We start from the raw sequence: 17,315 nt of genomic DNA on the forward strand, positions 1-17,315 counted from the left end.
TACTTTTAAAAAGGGGGTTTGTTTATGCTTGACTTTTTGAGAAACAACATAAAGAGATTTGCCATTGTGCTTTGGATTGCTGCGGCAGCTTTTATTATAGGTGGGGCTTATCTTTTTGTTAGAGGACCTTTTACGATGGGCAGCAACACGGCTATTGAGGTTGGCAATACAAAAATAAGTTTTCAAGATTATCAAAAAACCTACAACAATATTTATAATTTTTACGTCCAGATGCTTACTCAACTTAAGGGTGGTAATTTTAGCGATGATGATTTGAAAAAGTTAAATATAAAACAGAAGGCCATAGATATTTTGGTTGAAAGGGCACTGCTTCTTCAGCAGGCAAAGAAAGAGGGCATAAAAGTGAGCAACGAGGATGTGCTCAGAGCTATTGAATCCAACAAGGCTTTTTATTACAACGGTAAATTTTCTAAAGAGAAGTATTTGGCACTTTTGAAGGCAAACAATATAAACCCTAAAGATTACGAGGATTCTTTAAAAACCGCTCTGTACATAGATAAGTTAAAAAAGAGACTTTTTAAAGATGTGAAAGTAAGCGATAAAGATGTAAAGTCCTTCTTTGATAAGAACTACTCCAAAATAAATCTTGATTTTGTTTCGTTTGATATAAGTTCTTTTAAAAGTAAAGTTAAGGTTGATGATGAGAAACTCAATAAATTTTATCAAAAGCATAAAAGCGACTATCGTATACCAACAATGGTCAAATTTGAGTATATCGTTGTACCTTTGAGCTATGTTAAAAAGAAAATCAAAGTAACGGATAATGAAACAGAGGCATTTTACAATGCCCATAAAGATTATTTTAAGGTGCCTTTGAGAATAAAGGTTGCCCATATTCTGATTTCAAGCAAGGATAATCAAACGGATTCAAAGCTTAGAAAAAAAGCTGATGATGTCTATAAGCTTCTTGAAGATAAAAAGATATCCTTTAAAGAGGCAGCCAAAAAATACTCCTCAGATGATTATACAAGGAATGTAGGCGGAGAGCTTGGCTATGTTACAAAGGATATGGTTATTGATGAATTTTGGAATAATATAATTAAACTTAAAAGGGGTGAAATTTCTAAGCCATTTAAGACAAAGTTTGGTTATCATATAGCCCTTGTTGAAGATATAAAAAAGCCGTTTGTAAGGCCTTTTAAGAGTGTTAAAGACCAAATAAAGGACTATTTAAAGACAAACAAGGCCAAAAAGGTGTGGTTTGTTGAGGCGGATAAGATATTTGTTAAAATAAGAGATTCGAAAGAGTCTATGAAGAAGGCAGCAAAAGAGTTTGGCCTGCCTTTTAAAGAAACTGACTATATGAGTTTGAAAAATCCGCAGACTCCTTTTACTGCTAAAATGGTTCAAAATGCTCTTCTTTCAAATAAGGGTGCTCTCCTTGGACCTGATCTATCCAGTGCTGGTTACGTTATTTATAAATTAACAGACAAAAAACCATCCTATATACCTCCGTTTGATAAGGTGAAGGATAAAATTAAGAAAGATTACATAGAAAAGCAGGCAATCAAACTTGCCCTGGCTCAGGCTGATAATATACTAAAACAGATTAAGGCTTCTAAATCACTCAAAGATGTTGCTTTAGCTTTTAAGCTTAAGGTTGAAACGGTGAAAAACTTAAGCAAACTCATGCCAACAGATAAATTCCCCTGTTCTCTAAAAGAGGATATTATGAGTAGAATTTTCCAAAAGGGTAAGGGCTATGCAGATAAATGCCAGCAAGGAAAAAAGATCTACGTTTTTGAGGTTACGGATAAGATATTTGATGAGAAAGAATTTAATAAGCTAAAAGAAAGTATAAGAAACGAGTTAATTTCGGAGAAAGAAAACGAGATACTTGAGAAATTTATCGATAAACTCAAAAAACAAACCAAAATAAAGATAAACCCGAAATTATGAAGGCAGATCAGATAGATGATGTAGTCAAACTTTTAAGAGAGGCCTATAGGGGCTTTGTCGAACCTGTTGTAACTCAGGTTGCAAAGGACAAAGACCCCTATAAGGTGTTAATTTCAACAATTTTAAGCCTTAGAACCAAGGATGAAACAACACTTAGAGCATCGATAAGGCTTTTTGATATTGCAGATAACATATATAAACTAAATGAACTTAATGAGGATGAGATAGAAAGGCTTATCTATCCAGTTGGTTTTTATAAAACAAAAGCCAAAAACCTTAAGAAAATAGCCAGGATTATAATAGAGAATTATGGCGGTAAAATTCCAGATGATTTAGATGAATTACTTAAGTTGCCTAATGTAGGAAGAAAGACGGCTAATCTCGTGCTTGCCAAAGGGTTTGGCAAACCTGCAATCTGTGTAGATATTCATGTTCATAGAATATCCAATAGGCTTGGATTGGTTGATACAAAAACACCAGAGGAGACTGAATTTGCCCTGTCTAAAATATTACCAAAAAAATACTGGATAGAGTTTAATGACTTACTTGTACCGTTTGGGCAAAATATTTGCAGACCTATATCTCCTTTTTGTTCTAAGTGTATCATTAGCAAATATTGCAAAAGGAAGGGTGTTAATAAATCACGATGAGTAAAACAACGAATATGGATATTTACATAAAGCAGGGAAGGGCTGTTGCCTGGTTAGCTTATTTGGGTCTTTTAATCATCATACCTGCCGTTGTGCAGAAGAACAATCCATATACCGTTTACCATGTAAAACAGGGTCTATCCCTTCTTATATGCAGTATACTTGCCAGTTTTTTGTGGTTTATCCCATTTGCAGGGGTGATTATGGGTTGGATAGCATCTGTTATTCTGTTTATTTTGAACTTAATTGGCATATACAATGCCGCTCTTGGTAAAATTAAGCCTCTACCTTTAATAGGTAAAATTGGCGAAAGTTTTAACTTTTAACCCTTTATTACAGCTAGAGGCCTTAGTTGTATGATGGGTTTTATTAAGTCTAATTGATTTTGGATTACTTTACTTATATCTTTGTAAGCGCCAGGTGCCTCATCTAAATCCCTTTTTGAGTTGAGAGAGTGTATAATGCCTAATTTGTTAAGTTTTTTTATTTCATTGGCCAAAGAAAGGCTCTTTCTTGCCTTATGCCTGCTTAGGATTCTGCCTGCACCGTGTGAGCAGGACTTAAAGCTCTCTTCATTTCCAAGACCTATGGCAATATAGGATTCTGAGCCCTGGGAGCCTAGTATTATGCATATATCACCCTCAGATGCCTTTGTTGCTCCTTTTCTATGAACCCAAACCTTTTTTGAGAAATGTTTCTCTAAGCTTGCGTAGTTGTGTATTACATCATGTTCTTCTATAACAATGTCTCTTTTGCTCAAGACTGTTTCTGTTATGCCTATGATCCTTTTAGCCATAAGATTTCTATTTGCTTTGGCATACCCAATACAAAAGTTCATTTCCTCAAGGTACATCTGTCCTTCCTGTGACTTTGTACTTAAAAAGAAGAGTTCATAGCTTTCAGGAACAGGGTAGCCCATTCTCTCATTTAATTTTTTGGCAAGCCTGTGATAATAGTCTGCCACCTGTTTACCTAGATTTCTACTGCCTGAGTGTATCATAATCCAGATAAAACCATCACTACCTTCTTGAAATTCTATAAAATGATTACCGCCCCCTAATGTTCCAAGAGAGTATAGTGCGTTATCGTATTCCTTGTAAGTAACAAAGTTTTTACTTAATTTTGAGAGTGGGCTGGGCATAAGGTTTTTATCTTGGGGTAGTTTGTGTTTCTTAAATCCTAAAGGTATTGCACTTTTTATGAGTTTAACTATAGCCTGGAGTTGTTTTTTGTTAATTTGAGGTAAGTTTGTTTTAATTGCATGTATACCACAACCTATATCAACACCAACCGCATGGGGTATAACCACGTCCTCAAAGGCTGCAATTGCTCCAATTGGCATACCAAAACCCTCATGAACGTCAGGCATTATAGCTATATGGCTATAAGCGAATGGAAGATTGGATAAATTTTCAGCCTGCCTAAGTGCCCCTTCCTCTATCTCATCTGTCCATAATTTTATGGGGATTCTGCCCTTCTTTATGATTCTTTTTATCATTTTCTATTTTTAGTATAGTCTCAAACACCTCATCGGGCAATATATTTAACATGCAGTCAAATCTTCCTGTGGGGCAGGTGCTTGAGCCATGAAGAGAACATGGCCTACATGATAGTTCTTTTTCTAAAACCACCGAATTGCCACGAGGGAAGAAACCGAAACCCTTAACTGTTGGGCCAAATATAGCAACAAGGGGAATATCTAAGGCTACAGCAGCATGCATCAAGCCGGAATCGTTTGATATAAACACATTACATAAGGCCATTTTTTGTATTGTTTCAAGTATTGATAATTCCCCTACGAAGGATTTTACTCTATCTCCAAAACCGTCTATAATAAAATCAGCTATAGGCTTTTCGCTCTTTGAGCCGAAGAGATAGACATCTTTATCAGTTTTCTCCAAGATTAGCTTGATTAAAGCTTTAAAATATTCTTTTGGCCACATCTTGGTTTCCCATCTAGCTCCAACGGCTATACCCACGACATTGTCTTTTTTTCTAACTTCACTGAACAATCTGGGTTTTATTGAGGAGTCGTTTTTGATGTTTAGGAGCTTGAGCTGGTCTTCTATGTTGTCCTGGGTTTTTCTTTGTATGAGTGGATGGTGTATTTTATAAACCAATGCTCTTCTATATATTGTGTGCTTTTTAACCCGTTTTATGCATTTTGATTTAATAAGTTTACTTAACATAATACTCTTTGGATTTTTGTGTAAATCCAGGATACAATCAACATTTTTTATGTTGTCTGCAAGGTCTTTTATGTTCGATTTTAAACTATAGATCTCATCTATATAAGGTTGGTTTTTTAGTAATTCCTCAAATTCGGGTTTTGTGACATATATGACAGTAGATGTAGGATAGAGGCTTTTCAAGGTGTGTACTAAAGCCGTTGTTTGAATTATATCACCTAAAGATGAAAATCTAATAATAAGGAATCTCATAATAGTTCCAAAGCTGCTTTAAAGACCTCTTCTGGCTTTATTTCTATCATGCATTTAAAGTGTTTTTCAGCGCAGGATATGCTTCCGTGTTTTCCACAAGGTCTACATGGTAGATCTATTATTTGAATTACCTTACTTCTCTCACTTAATGGGTAGAAGCCAAACTCCGGTACAGTTGGACCGTATATATCGATAGTAGGCGTGTTGAATGCACTTGCTATGTGAATAGGTGCTGAATCGTTGCTTATCAAGAGATTGGACCAGGCTATAAGATAGAATAGGTCTTTTATTCTTGTTTTGCCCGTTAAGTCAACAATTCTTGAGTCTGAATTTTTAACAAAATCAGAGATTTGAATGTCTTTTTGTGTTCCTATAAGCACAACTCTTAAACCTTCATCAGCAAGCATTTTGACCAGTTCTTTATAATACTCTTTAGGCCATCTTTTTGTTGGCCAAACAGATGATGGGTTAACTACAACAACTTTATCTTCTGATGATATGCTATATGCTTCAAATATGCCCTCAATAAATTTTTTATTCTCCTCACCCCAATATAGCCTAATATCTCTGATGAGTTTTTTAAAGCCTAGAGGCTCAAGAAGCCTTAAGTTCTTATCTATTTCATGAAGACCTTTAGGTTTTTTTACTCTATGGGTGTAAAGAAAACTTGCGTCTGCTTCTTTAAAACCAATACGCTTAGGGATTCTTGAGAAGAATGCAAGTAGACTGCTTCTAAAACTCATATGGGGCGATATGAGATAATCGAATCTATAATCTTTGATAGAATTTACAATTTTTTTAAACCCTATTATACCATTGTCTTTGCCGTGTTTATCATATGGAATTATTAAATCTATTTTTGGGTTTAGAGTAAAAACCTCTGTGTTCTGTGGAATTACTATGATTCCAATAAATGAGTCAGGTTTATTGATTTTTATTGTTTCTATCATTGGTTCTGTGAGTATCGCATCCCCTAAAAAGGCAGTTTGAACAATCAAGTAGCGTTTAGACATCTTTAAATAATATCAAAAAATCTATTGCTTTTTCAAAGATTTGATTGATTTTATGTAAAAGCCTATTTCGATAAGAATCTTACAATTATAAAAATGGTCAGCGATATTATTACAAGTAGGGTGGTAACAGGTAAGGCGTAGTCAAGTCCGAATGAGTTAAACCTATCGTAAATCATAACAGAAGCTGTTATTGGATGATAGGCTATTATAACAACCGCACCAAACTCGCCCAAACCTCTTCCCCACATCATCAATGCTCCGTTAAGTATATCTTTCTTTGCAAGAGGTAAGCTAATTTTTAAAAATACATGAAAGCGGCTTGCCCCAAGTGTCCTTGCGACTTGCTCGATTCTTGTATCGATTTTCTTAAACCCCTCTTTGGCTGCATTTATAAAAAAAGGTGCTGATACAAACATCATGGCGATCAATATGCCAAATTGGGTATCCAGAAAGGTTATGCCTAATTTTTGAAAAGCTTCTCCAAATATACCTTCTGAGCCAAAAACCATTAGAAGAGCTATGCCTGCTGCTACATGTGGTATCATAACGGGAACATCAACGATACCTTCTATTAACCCCTTTAGAGGAAAATTATATCTGGCCAATATGTAAGATAAAGGAAGCCCTAAGATAGTTGTTGTTAAGGTAGCAAAAGCTGAAACCTTAAGCGTTAGCAGTATTGATGATAGTATCATTTTATCTTTTAAGGCAATAATAAGTTTTGATGGTGGAAGAGAGAATATTATCTCAAAAAGCGGAATTGATAAAAAGGCTACAAGGGTTAATGATAATATAACAGCCAAGATATTTAGCGGCTTAATTTTCATTGAGTATTGAATAATTTCCTTTTATTATTGGTGGGTTTATTATACCTTGGCCACAGGATTTTATTATATCTTGCCCTTCTTTTGAAAGAATAAATTTAACAAGCAGTACAGCACCTTTTTTGTTTATTGGTGAGTTTGAATTTTGTGGTATTGTTAGGCCATAGACCATAGATGAGCCTTTTTTAGTTATAAATTCACCTGGTTTTTTACCGCTAATTCTAAAAGAGACTGTCTTGTAGAGCCTATCGTAGCTTTTACAACATAAGGAAACCTCTTTAGGTAGTTCTATATATCTTAGGTGATGCTGTATAGCTACTGATTTGTAAAGGAAGATGTAATCTATATAATGCATCTTCAGAAGTGCTATTAAGTCTGTTTCTTTTGGTCTAACTATTATCTTGCCTTTCTTCTGGAATCCATCTTGGTAGTAATCAGGGTATCCAAACAACTGCTTAAAAAGACCTTTTTTATGGTAATACTTTTCAGATAATTTAACAACTAACATGGCTCTATAACCACAGGGATCGTCGTTTGGGTTTGAATGTCCTACTATTACATCCTTTTTTAGCAAGATATCAGTCCAATTATTTGAATTTATCGTATTAGCATAACGTGATTTGTTAGTGAATACTATAGCCATTTCATTTGTTGCAAACAGCGCGTTAAATTTTGCATTCCCAGTGTTAATAAGCAAGTTATCTATAACAGAATAATCGGCAGATGCCATGATATCGCAGGGTTTGCGTAAGTCTACTATCTTTCTTGCCGCCATCCTTGATCCACTTGCCTCAAGTACAATTTTGTACATAGGATATTTTTTCTCGAATGCATGAGCAACCTTTTTCAATGGTACAGACAGGCTTCCGGCGTGGAATACGACTATTGGCTGCTTGGCAAAAGCCTGGGGCATTAAAAATAAAAAAGCAAGAAACAAAATAATTGATTTCATAAATAATCCTCCTTCTGAAATATGAAAATTCCTTTTTTATCGGTATATGAGACCACACGACTGTTTCTGATTTCTACTTTTAGATGCTCTTTTATGTGTTCAGGCAATCTCAAAAAAGCTTTTTCTATCATATCAAAGTGGCTTTTTGACGGTGAAAGCCTTTTTGCCCATTCTTCAAAGTTGTGTTTTTTGAATATAGTGTGAAAGCTTAAAAGCCTAAAACCTGAAGAAAGAGTTAAAATTTCCTTAATTGTGTAGCTTCTTATGTGGGTTTTATCTCTTATAATTTCAATTTTGTTTAATGCCTCATCTTCTATATCTACAATACTATCTATCAAAACAAAAAATCCATGATTTTTTAAAACCCTTTTTATCTCTGAAAAAAACATAATTGAATCTTTAAAGTGGTGAAACGCAATCCTACAACCTACAATATCGAAAACTTTATTTTTGAATGGCAGGCTGGAGGCGTTACAAAGTACAAGTTTATCAAAATTATTTTTTTCCCTTGCAACCTTGAGCATATTTAGACTTAAGTCACAAATCACTTTTACATCTGCTTTAAATATTTTAGCAAAGTGTCCTGCAGCTGAAGCTACATCCAAGAACTTATTGAAATGATAACCTTTAAAATAATTTCTACAAAATTCAAGATCATCACCTTTTTTATGGTCTGAACTATAAAAATAATTTAATGCTGCCTCATCAAATCCCATTTACCAAAACATACCCAACTTTTGCAAAAAATTAAAGTAAGTTATTTAATTCAGGGGCATATAATTACATTTCTCGACCACAGGCAATCTGCACACGATGGAGATAGCCCCCAACAGTCCATCTCTGTATCTTTTACAAAGCTACAGGAATCGTTAAAATTACAATCTATGCACGACGGATAAAGGGCATTCTCTACGGTAAATCTAAACCATTTGTAATCCCTTTTATTCCATATATCTAATAGATTCTCACTGTTTACATTGCCAAATGTATGAGTATAGATTGTTTTTTCTCTGCCAAGAACAAACTCCTTTGATGAGTGCAAAAATCTATAACAGGGAGCAACGCCCCCATCCCATCTTATAACAGTTGATTTTTTGTCAATAAAATTACATTTTCTCTCTGTTTTTATAGAAAAATAAGGAAGGGTCATTGACATATTTCCCGTTGCTACCTTAAGAAGGTCCTTTAATATTTCTTTATCTTCACTTGGGTATAATGTCCTGTCTATAAATGCCATGTTAGTTGGTAATAAATTAGAAATTATAACATCTTTTACGCCTATTTTGGCAAATTTCTTTACAGTTTCCGTTAAATCTTTCAATGAAAACCTATCTATAACCACTTCTATAGAAATGACAGGTTTATCAAGCTTGAGCCTTTTTCTGTTTTCTATAAGTGTTTTTATTGTTTTATATGTGATGTTTTCGCTTAGGTGCCCTATATCTGTTGTATCAACTGATATAACTATGTTGTCTAACTGTTTTTTTAGAAAAAAATCGCTAAATTTTTCAAGTAGATAACCATTTGTAGCCAGTATAACGTATACTTTTAATTCTTCTTTCAGGAAAGTCACAATATCTTTTAAGTCATTATGAATTAATGGTTCTCCTATCCCGCCCAAAACAACCTCTTTTAGTTTAGGTAGAGATGTTAAAGATTTCTTTAGATTTGAAAGTGTTCTTTTGTCCATAAAACCATCTTTTTCAGTAAATGCATTCTTGAAACACATTTTGCAGTTGAAATTACATGCGCTCGTTAGTTCAATATATACCCGTTTTATATCGTCATCATCGTTTAGTATTATTTGGCTGTTTTTTAGGTTAAAGATGTCCTTCATTTACTCCTCTTTATCGTTTTAAAGTTAGCTTTGAGAAAGAAAAATCACCGCAATTTACCACCAAAAGCTTGTTTATTAATTCTGGGGTGCCTATGATATTGTTTATCACCTCTTGAGCCATAAGGCTTGCTATGATAAATACAGCTGTTGTAGATACCCCTACTATCTTGTTTTCTGTTTTAAATCCATAATATATTTCACTTAAAAGGGGTGTTTTGTTTTTTATTATAGTTGTAATTTGTCCGTAGGTATTTTCAACCCCACCGTGGATAAGAAACTGTTTTTCTGTTAGCTGTTTTTCAAGTGCAAATCTACCCTCGTAATTATCAAGGCAATCTACAAAACCGTCTGCTTCTCTTAATATACTCGATAGCTTGTTTTCCTGTATATCTTCAAAAAAAGTGTCTATATGACATGTTTTAGTCTTTTTCATTAGCTTTTCCTTTGCAACTTCAACCTTTCTTCTTCCTATATCGTTATAGTCATATAAAGTTTGCCGCTCAAGATCAGGTTCATCTACAATACCGTTGTCTATTATTATGAGTCGCTTTATATTCATCCTTGAGAGTATTTCGCTAACGATAGAACCCAATCCCCCAACTCCAGCTATAACAACCGTAGAGGAATTTATTTTATTTAATTGGTTTTTATTAAAAACGAGGGCGTTTCTTGATATGAACTTCACAGTTATTATCCTCCTCCACCAGGAGGAAACAGATCTATTTTATCTCCATTTTTTATCAATGTTTTTAGCCCCTCTAAGTGATGAACGTTTTTCCCGTTTACAAGTACGATAGCGGTGTTTAAGAGTTTTCCATTTTCTATTAATTTATATGTGAATTTTTTACCTATCTTTCTCTCTGCTAATAGGAGTAGTTTTTCAAGTGAAATTTCTTTATCTATTTCCAACGTTATATCTTTTATTCCAAGATCAAGTCTAAACAGGGTATAAAAACTTATCTTTACCATTTTTGTAAACCTAAATAAACAAGAGGGGTAAGACCCCCCTCTTTATGCTATTTTCAACTCTTTGAGTTTTTCTTCTGGTATAGTACCATCACTATTCCACCCGCGAGCTTCATAATATTTAGGCAGTAGCTCCTCCACATGGCTAAATGAACCTTTTTGAGCTCCATCAGGTAACGGCTCTTTAAACCTGTTCGGTAGTTTGTCTTCTTCAGGAGATATGCCTGCTTCTAGATTAAATTTTCTCTCAAGATTCCATATTCTTTCACCAATTTTCAAGACATCATCTGTTGTGAAATTGAATCCCGTTCCTGCATTGATTAACTCTGTGTAATCATCCGCACTTAAAGCAAAGGAACTAAACAGGCACAAGCCTGCAGAATCTATAACAGCTGTTAAGTCCTGGAATATTTTAACCCAACCAGCTTTTCCTTCCAAACTCTGTGGATCGAGTTTTTCAGGGACGCCTAAAACTTCAGGAGATATCATATAACCCCTAACATGACATCCACCTCTGTTGCTTGTTGCATATTCCAATCCGTGACCTTGAGCTCCCCTTGGGTCGTAAGCCGGCATTTCCTGTTTCTTAACACTCATAGATAGTTCTGAATGACCGTAGGCTTGGCAGAACCTATATGAACCTTCTGCTAATTTATCTCCAATTCCTTCCCTATATGCTATCTTTTTTAGGTAATATAATAAGGACTCACTACTTCCAAATCTTAATTCGGGTCCATTTCCTAAATCTTCCTTGGGCAGATAACCCCTTTCATACATCTCCATTGCCGCTGCGATTGTTCCTCCGGCAGATATTGTATCAAGACCAAGCTCATTACACATAAAGTTGGCATCACTTACTGCAATCAAATCTTCTACTCCACAATCTGCTCCGAATGCCCAACCTGATTCGTACTCTGGACCTTCACCTTTCCTGCCATTTGGCAGAACAACGTCCCTTCCGCATCCTATAGGGCATGCATAACAGGCTTTGTTATCAACTAAATATCCTTTATTGACCAATGCTTCGCCGTTTACCTCTTCTGTGTACTCAAATGTGCCAAATTGAAAGTTTTTAGTCGGATACAATCCACTTTGGTTGATGATGCTATCTAAAACTTTTGTACCGAGTTTTGGCAAACCCTCTCCAGTTATCGGGTTTTTTCTTATTATATCTACCTTGGATTTTACAGCCTCCATAAAAGCTGCTTTATCCATAACGTTTATATTTTCAGAACCCCTTACTACAATTGCTTTTAGGTTTTTACTGCCCATTACGGCACCAACGCCGGTTCTTCCTGCGGCTCTTGATTTGTCATTCATAATTGCAGCAAATTTAACCAGATTCTCACCTGCAGGTCCAATGCATGCAACCCTTGCCCTTTTATCGCCGAATTCTTCAATTAGTTCATCAGTTGTTATATCGGTTGTCTTACCCCATAAATGGTTTGCATCTTTTATCTGAACATCGTCGTCTTTTATAGATATATAAACCGGTTTTTCGGCTTTTCCTTCTACAATTACCATACTCCATCCAGCTTTTCTAAGCTCAGCACCAAAGAATCCACCCGAATTACTTGATGCTATTGTGCCTGTTAGAGGCCCCTTTGTTACAACCATATAGCGACCACCTGTTGGAACAGATGTTCCTGTCAGTAGTCCATTTGCAAATATAAGTTTATTCTCAGGGCTAAGAGGGTCGATGGCGGGGTCTATCTCATCGTAGAGTATTTTGCTTGCCAACCCCCTACCTCCCAAGTAGAGTCTAACTAGTTCAAGATCAATCTTTTCCCTTTTAATTTCACCTGTAGATAAATTAATCCTCAATACTTTTACGTTTAACAAATCATTTGCCATCTTCTACCTCCTCTTCTCAAAAATAGATTTAAAATCATACATAAATACATCTACTTCCTCACCCTTTGCTATTTCTCCTAACCTGAAGCTTTCAACCATTGCGAATCCGTTACACTGGGCAATAGATTCGATAATATTTGATCCTTGCGTTTCAAAGGGTGTTGCATAAAAATTATCGTTTTTAAATTCAACCTTAACTCTGTTAAAATGTACCCTATCATTTCTCTTAACCATTGATTTTTTAAGCTTAGCCTTTATTGGTATATGTAGGTATTTTTTTAAGCCCATCATCTTTTTTAGAGCTGGTAAAAGATAGAAAAATGAACAGAATGCTGTAGATACAGGATTTCCAGGAAAAGAGAATATAAAACTGTCTTTTATTTTACCAAACGCAAACGGCTTCCCTGGTTTTTGTTTTACATATTTAAATAACCACTCTATCCCTATCTGTTTTTCTATGTTTGTTACGACATCATAATCACCAAACGATATTCCCGCAGTAGTTATGATGATATCGTAATTTAGAGCAGTTTCCATTAGATTTTTTAAGTCTTCTTGAGAGTCTGTGGATATGCCTAAATAATCTATATCCAGATTTAATTCTTCTTTTAAAAGACTTTTTACAAAAAGGCTGTTTGAATCTATTGTAGCAAAAGGTGTTGTATCGCCTGCATAAACAAGCTCATTACCTGTTGCTATAATGCATATTCGTGGTTTTGTATAAACATCTATGAATATATTTCCTGTCGAAACAATTCTTGCGAGTCTGTATGGATTCAGGTGTTCTCCTATGAGGTCTATCCTCGCATTTTTTTCTATGTCTTCACCTTTAAACCTTATGTTTGCATATAGTTTTTTTTGTTTTAATATTTCAACATATCCATTTTCCTCTTTGGCTGCTTCAAATTCAACTACACAGTCTGCACCCTTAGGAATAAATGCACCTGTCATAATTCTGAAGCATTCATTTTCTCCTACGCTTAGCCCGTCAATGCTATCACCTGCTTTTATTGTACCTTTTATTTTTAGTTTTGCTGGAATTTGTTGAATATCTTTGAATCTTATAGCATATCCGTCCATAGCTGAGTTATCTTGCGGTGGTAGATCGAGTTTTGAATAGATGTAGTCGGCTACAACCCTTTTATCAGCCTCAAATATCGAAATCTTTTGTTTTCCAAGTGGTTTCATATTGTTTAGGATGATATCCAGTGCCTCAAATGGTGTTATCATATATAAATCCTCCCTTGATGATGTGTTTTTCCTTAAAAAATATACAACTTCTAAATAAAACTTGTCAAATTTAATTTATAGAAAGATATTGTTAAATTTTAGTTTTTTAGTATCATTACCCGGGGGGGAATATGCGTAATATAGCTGTATTTGCTGGTGGGTGTTTTTGGTGTTTAGAAAAGGTTTATTCCGATCTGGATGGTGTGGTTGACCTAAAGGTTGGCTATACAGGTGGAAAGCTAAAAAACCCAACATACGATAAGGTATCCTCTGGATTATCCGGACATTTTGAAGCAATAAAGTTCGTGTTTGAACAGGGTATTGTGGATTATAAGGTTTTGCTTAAGCTCTTTTGGTTAAATATAGACCCAACAGATGCAGATGGCCAATTCTGTGATGTGGGCAATCAATACAGGAGCGCTATTTTTTACACAACGGATCGCCAAAAAGAGTTGGCTTTTATGTCTAAAGGGGTTTTAGAAGAATCCAATTTATTTGAAAAGCCGATTACAACCCTGATTTTACCTTTTGAGGAATTCTATGAAGCTGAAGACTATCATCAGCGATACTTTGAAAAAAACCCAAAGCTTTACAGACAGTATTACGAGTTTTCGGGTAGGGTGTGCTTCTTCAACAGATGGCGCAGCAGGATTGAAGAGGTTTTAGATAAGCACTTTTTAAAGAATTGATTTTTTTAGCTTCAAAAGGTATATTCAGACAAACCTTTTTAAGGGGGGTGCATATGATGGAGTTCAACTTCTACGCACCTTTGAGAATAATTTTTAAAGAAAACGAGATAAACAATATAGCAGCATATACAGCAAGAAATGGCAATAGGGTTTTTTTGGTTGTTGGCAAAAGCCATTTGAAAGAAACCGGAAAGCTCAACGAGATATTAGAAAAATTTAAGAGAAACTCAAAGATAGAAGAGGTTATTGTATTTGATAAAACGCCACAAAACCCCGATGTCGAGGCTATAGAGGAGGCCAAGAATGAGATAATCGCCAACAGATTGAATGTTGTTGTGGCTGTTGGCGGCGGCAGTGCTATGGATCTGGCCAAGATCGCATCCATATGCGCAAAGCAAGAAAAGGGTGTGTGGCAGCTAAAGGAAGATCCCGCCTTAAATGTGCTTGATGCCTATCCCATAATATGCTCGCCCACCACCTCAGGCTCGGGTAGCGAGGTTACCCGTTATGCCGTGTTCAACGATAATAGAAAGAGGGTTAAGGTTGCATTCTCAAGCCTTTCCATTTACCCGACCGTCTCGTTGATAGACCCAACTCTTACCTATACCATGCCGCAAAGTGTGATAGCAAATACCGGTTTTGATGCTTTATCCCATGCGATAGAGGCATACACTTCAAGATCCGCATGCCCCATAACCGATGTTTACTGCAGAGAAGCTATATCCTTGATCGGTGTGAACTTGCCCAAGGCTTACAACTCGAAGGATAAAAACGCTATGAACAACATGAGCCTTGCTGCTATGTTTGCCGGGATGGCGCTTAATGTGGGCAGGGCATCGCTTCCACATGCACTTGAGCATTCCTTAAGTGCGTTTAATCCAGAACTGCCGCACGGTTTGGGCTTATCTATGGTTATGGTGCCTTTTTTGAAAAGGGCTGTTGAGCATAATAAAGAGAAATTTGCAGACATAGCGTATCTGTTGGGTGAGGATATATCCAATATGGGTATAGATGATGCAGCTAAACGTTGTATAGATGCTGTTATTGAAATTAAAGAAAGGATTGGGCTTAACAAAAGCTTAAAAGATTTTGGTTTTGACAAAAAAACTATAGATGAACTTGTTGATACCACCTTCTGGACGATGGATCATGGCATAAAAAATAGCCCTTGTGAATTTTCAAAGGAAGATATTAAACAAATCTATTATGAGGCTTTGGAGGGATAATGAAAAAGATAATGTTTTGGCTTTTAGGAGTGGCTCTTTTTAACTTGCCTCTCTATTCGTGTACACCTCTTCTTGTGGGTGGTGCTGCGGCTGGTGGAGCTTACGCTGGATATAAATTTTCAGAAGAGGGTTACAGAATAAATATAACAAAACCTGTAAAAGGCAAAAAAGCAAGCGATAACTCAACGAAGACAAAAGAATAATGGGTTCAATAACAAATCTTATTGTAAAGCTTCAAAAGTCCAAATTTGCAAGGCGTTTTCAATATGAGCCATATATTATAAAGTCGGTTGAGTATGTAAACCCGACAAAAGGTGAGAAACTGCTTGTTGTCTATAGAGAAACAGATTACTTTCGCTCGTTGGCTTTGGAGTCTATGAGCAAAGAGGATTATTTTTCCTGGAACGTTGAGGATACTTTTGATATTGATAACGTTGAGGTGGATAAAATTGTGTTTTTTATAAGCACATACTATCTAAACAGACAGGACTTAAATAAGGCTCTTGACAGACTTAAAGAAAACGGTGAGGTTTTCTGTATTTGTTATCTCAGAGGCAGTAAGTTCTTTGAGACCACTTTGAAAATTACAGATAAAAAGGCTTTTAATGGATTGGGAGATGAGATAGAGCTTTTTAGGGATTTTGAAATTCTGGATATCAAGGAATTTCAAAAAGAACATATAAAAGCTGTTAAATTAAGGAGAAATTCATGAGGATTGGAATCTTTACATCCGGAGGGGATGCTGCCGGCATGAATCCAGCCTTGAAGGCGTTTGTTGAGTTAACCCTGGAAAAAGGATGGGAGCCGTTTTTTGTGTATAATGGCTTGGAAGGTTTAATAGATGGAAAAATCAGAAAGGCAAGCTATCAGGATGTTGCAGGTATTCTCCATAAGGGAGGAACTATCATAAAATCTTCCCGTTCAAAACGTTTTTATGACTATGAATACAGAAAAAGAGCATACGATAATCTAAAGAAACACGACATAGAGAAGATAATAGTTCTTGGTGGTGATGGTTCTTTTAGGGCAATGGATGTATTTTTTGAGGAGTTTGGTGTTAGTTTTGCAGGGATCCCTGTTACGATAGACAACGATATATACGGCACGGATTACTGTTTAGGTGTAGACACAGCCTTAAATGTTATAAGGATGTTGCTTGATAACATAAGGGACACTGCATCGTCATTTGGAAGGGCTTTTGTTGTTGAGACTATGGGTAGAGAGTGTGGCTATCTGGCTTTGGTAAGCTCAATTACAAGCGGAGCAGAGATATGCGTTATACCTGAGCTTGATGTTGACTTTGTATCCTTGAAGAGGAGGTTATCCAAAGAGCTTGCAAGCGGAAGGGGTTATGTATTGGCCGTTGTGGCTGAAGGTTCAAATAAAACACAGCAGGTTGCCGATTTTTTGAAAAATGATCTTGGCATGGAAACCCGCATCACAACGCTCGGTCATGTCCAAAGAGGCGGTAATCCTACAGTCTTTGATAGGCTTATGGCTTATAAATTTATTGAGTTTGCCCTTGAGAATCTGAGAGAAAACATTCATCACATGGTTGGCTTTAAAGACGAAAAATTCTATCTTTTGCCTATAAAAGATGTTGTATCGCATAAGTATAAAATAAACGATTTTCTTTTGAAGCTTGGCAGGAGAATGACTCGGTAGCTGTTTACAAAGTTAAGCTATTTGTTATAATGACTAAACTTTTTTGAA

Annotated in this window: 19 protein-coding genes; 8 read left to right on the top strand and 11 right to left on the bottom strand. The window is 35.8% G+C overall.

Annotated elements, in window-relative coordinates; all coding sequences use genetic code 11:
- Positions 1-24 precede the first annotated feature (24 nt).
- From HIPMA_RS03995 to HIPMA_RS04005, 3 genes are read left to right on the top strand one after another with little or no spacing between them, the layout of a single operon-like run.
- Positions 25-1,920 (top strand): SurA N-terminal domain-containing protein, encoded by a 1,896-nt coding sequence (locus HIPMA_RS03995; protein ID WP_013681788.1) that lies wholly within the window; start codon positions 25-27, stop codon positions 1,918-1,920.
- Entirely contained in the window at positions 1,917-2,570 is a 654-nt protein-coding gene (locus HIPMA_RS04000; RefSeq protein ID WP_013681789.1) for an endonuclease III domain-containing protein, read from the top strand. Before HIPMA_RS03995 ends, HIPMA_RS04000 begins: the two co-directional genes overlap by 4 nt.
- Positions 2,567-2,896 (top strand): hypothetical protein, encoded by a 330-nt coding sequence (locus HIPMA_RS04005; RefSeq protein ID WP_013681790.1) that lies wholly within the window; start codon positions 2,567-2,569, stop codon positions 2,894-2,896. Before HIPMA_RS04000 ends, HIPMA_RS04005 begins: the two co-directional genes overlap by 4 nt.
- On the opposite strand, the gene HIPMA_RS04010 is transcribed toward HIPMA_RS04005, so the two are convergent.
- The 11 genes from HIPMA_RS04010 to HIPMA_RS04060 form a co-directional block, all read right to left on the bottom strand.
- Positions 2,893-4,068, bottom strand: coding sequence for an RtcB family protein (locus HIPMA_RS04010; RefSeq protein ID WP_013681791.1), 1,176 nt, complete (start codon positions 4,066-4,068; stop codon positions 2,893-2,895). The genes HIPMA_RS04005 and HIPMA_RS04010 overlap by 4 nt on opposite strands.
- Positions 4,013-5,011, bottom strand: a complete 999-nt coding sequence (locus HIPMA_RS04015; RefSeq protein ID WP_013681792.1) for a glycosyltransferase family 9 protein — start codon at positions 5,009-5,011, stop codon at positions 4,013-4,015. Before HIPMA_RS04015 ends, HIPMA_RS04010 begins: the two co-directional genes overlap by 56 nt.
- Positions 5,008-6,024, bottom strand: a complete 1,017-nt coding sequence (gene waaF / locus HIPMA_RS04020) for a lipopolysaccharide heptosyltransferase II (RefSeq protein WP_013681793.1) — start codon at positions 6,022-6,024, stop codon at positions 5,008-5,010. The genes HIPMA_RS04015 and waaF overlap by 4 nt, the downstream gene beginning before the upstream one ends.
- A gap of 62 nt (positions 6,025-6,086) precedes the next feature.
- On the bottom strand, positions 6,087-6,851 hold the full coding sequence (locus HIPMA_RS04025) for an ABC transporter permease (RefSeq protein ID WP_013681794.1): 765 nt from the start codon (positions 6,849-6,851) through the stop codon (positions 6,087-6,089).
- Positions 6,841-7,800 (bottom strand): tungstate ABC transporter substrate-binding protein WtpA, encoded by a 960-nt coding sequence (gene wtpA, locus HIPMA_RS04030; RefSeq protein WP_013681795.1) that lies wholly within the window; start codon positions 7,798-7,800, stop codon positions 6,841-6,843. Before wtpA ends, HIPMA_RS04025 begins: the two co-directional genes overlap by 11 nt.
- Positions 7,797-8,516, bottom strand: a complete 720-nt coding sequence (locus tag HIPMA_RS04035) for a class I SAM-dependent methyltransferase (protein ID WP_013681796.1) — start codon at positions 8,514-8,516, stop codon at positions 7,797-7,799. The genes wtpA and HIPMA_RS04035 overlap by 4 nt, the downstream gene beginning before the upstream one ends.
- Positions 8,517-8,566: 50 nt before the next feature.
- Entirely contained in the window at positions 8,567-9,637 is a 1,071-nt protein-coding gene (locus HIPMA_RS04040) for a tungsten cofactor oxidoreductase radical SAM maturase (RefSeq protein ID WP_013681797.1), read from the bottom strand.
- Between the two features lie 10 nt (positions 9,638-9,647).
- Complete coding sequence (locus HIPMA_RS04045) at positions 9,648-10,322, bottom strand: HesA/MoeB/ThiF family protein (protein WP_013681798.1); 675 nt, start codon at positions 10,320-10,322, stop codon at positions 9,648-9,650.
- A gap of 5 nt (positions 10,323-10,327) precedes the next feature.
- Positions 10,328-10,606 carry a MoaD family protein gene (locus HIPMA_RS04050; RefSeq protein WP_013681799.1) on the bottom strand — a complete coding sequence of 93 codons (279 nt, stop codon included), beginning with the start codon at positions 10,604-10,606 and terminating at the stop codon, positions 10,328-10,330.
- A 42-nt stretch (positions 10,607-10,648) separates the two neighbouring features.
- Positions 10,649-12,457, bottom strand: coding sequence for an aldehyde ferredoxin oxidoreductase family protein (locus tag HIPMA_RS04055; RefSeq protein ID WP_013681800.1), 1,809 nt, complete (start codon positions 12,455-12,457; stop codon positions 10,649-10,651).
- 3 nt (positions 12,458-12,460) lie between these two features.
- Positions 12,461-13,687 carry a molybdopterin molybdotransferase MoeA gene (locus HIPMA_RS04060; protein ID WP_013681801.1) on the bottom strand — a complete coding sequence of 409 codons (1,227 nt, stop codon included), beginning with the start codon at positions 13,685-13,687 and terminating at the stop codon, positions 12,461-12,463.
- Positions 13,688-13,818: 131 nt separating this feature from the next.
- Here HIPMA_RS04060 and msrA point away from each other — a divergent pair, with 131 nt between their 5' ends.
- The 5 genes from msrA to HIPMA_RS04085 are packed head-to-tail and all read left to right on the top strand — an operon-like array spanning position 13,819 to position 17,267.
- Positions 13,819-14,376 (top strand): peptide-methionine (S)-S-oxide reductase MsrA, encoded by a 558-nt coding sequence (msrA, locus tag HIPMA_RS04065; RefSeq protein ID WP_013681802.1) that lies wholly within the window; start codon positions 13,819-13,821, stop codon positions 14,374-14,376.
- A gap of 53 nt (positions 14,377-14,429) precedes the next feature.
- The gene (locus HIPMA_RS04070) at positions 14,430-15,602 is read left to right on the top strand and encodes an iron-containing alcohol dehydrogenase (RefSeq protein WP_013681803.1); all 1,173 of its coding nucleotides are present in this window, start codon (positions 14,430-14,432) and stop codon (positions 15,600-15,602) included.
- Entirely contained in the window at positions 15,602-15,805 is a 204-nt protein-coding gene (locus HIPMA_RS04075) for a hypothetical protein (RefSeq protein ID WP_013681804.1), read from the top strand. The genes HIPMA_RS04070 and HIPMA_RS04075 overlap by 1 nt, the downstream gene beginning before the upstream one ends.
- Positions 15,805-16,314: a hypothetical protein gene (locus HIPMA_RS04080; protein WP_013681805.1), complete on the top strand. Its 510-nt coding sequence runs from the start codon at positions 15,805-15,807 to the stop codon at positions 16,312-16,314. The genes HIPMA_RS04075 and HIPMA_RS04080 overlap by 1 nt, the downstream gene beginning before the upstream one ends.
- Positions 16,311-17,267 (top strand): 6-phosphofructokinase, encoded by a 957-nt coding sequence (locus HIPMA_RS04085; protein ID WP_013681806.1) that lies wholly within the window; start codon positions 16,311-16,313, stop codon positions 17,265-17,267. Before HIPMA_RS04080 ends, HIPMA_RS04085 begins: the two co-directional genes overlap by 4 nt.
- Positions 17,268-17,315: the final 48 nt, after the last annotated feature.

It is taken from the genome of Hippea maritima DSM 10411 (assembly GCF_000194135.1).
GTDB classification, from domain to species: domain Bacteria; phylum Campylobacterota_A; class Desulfurellia; order Desulfurellales; family Hippeaceae; genus Hippea; species Hippea maritima.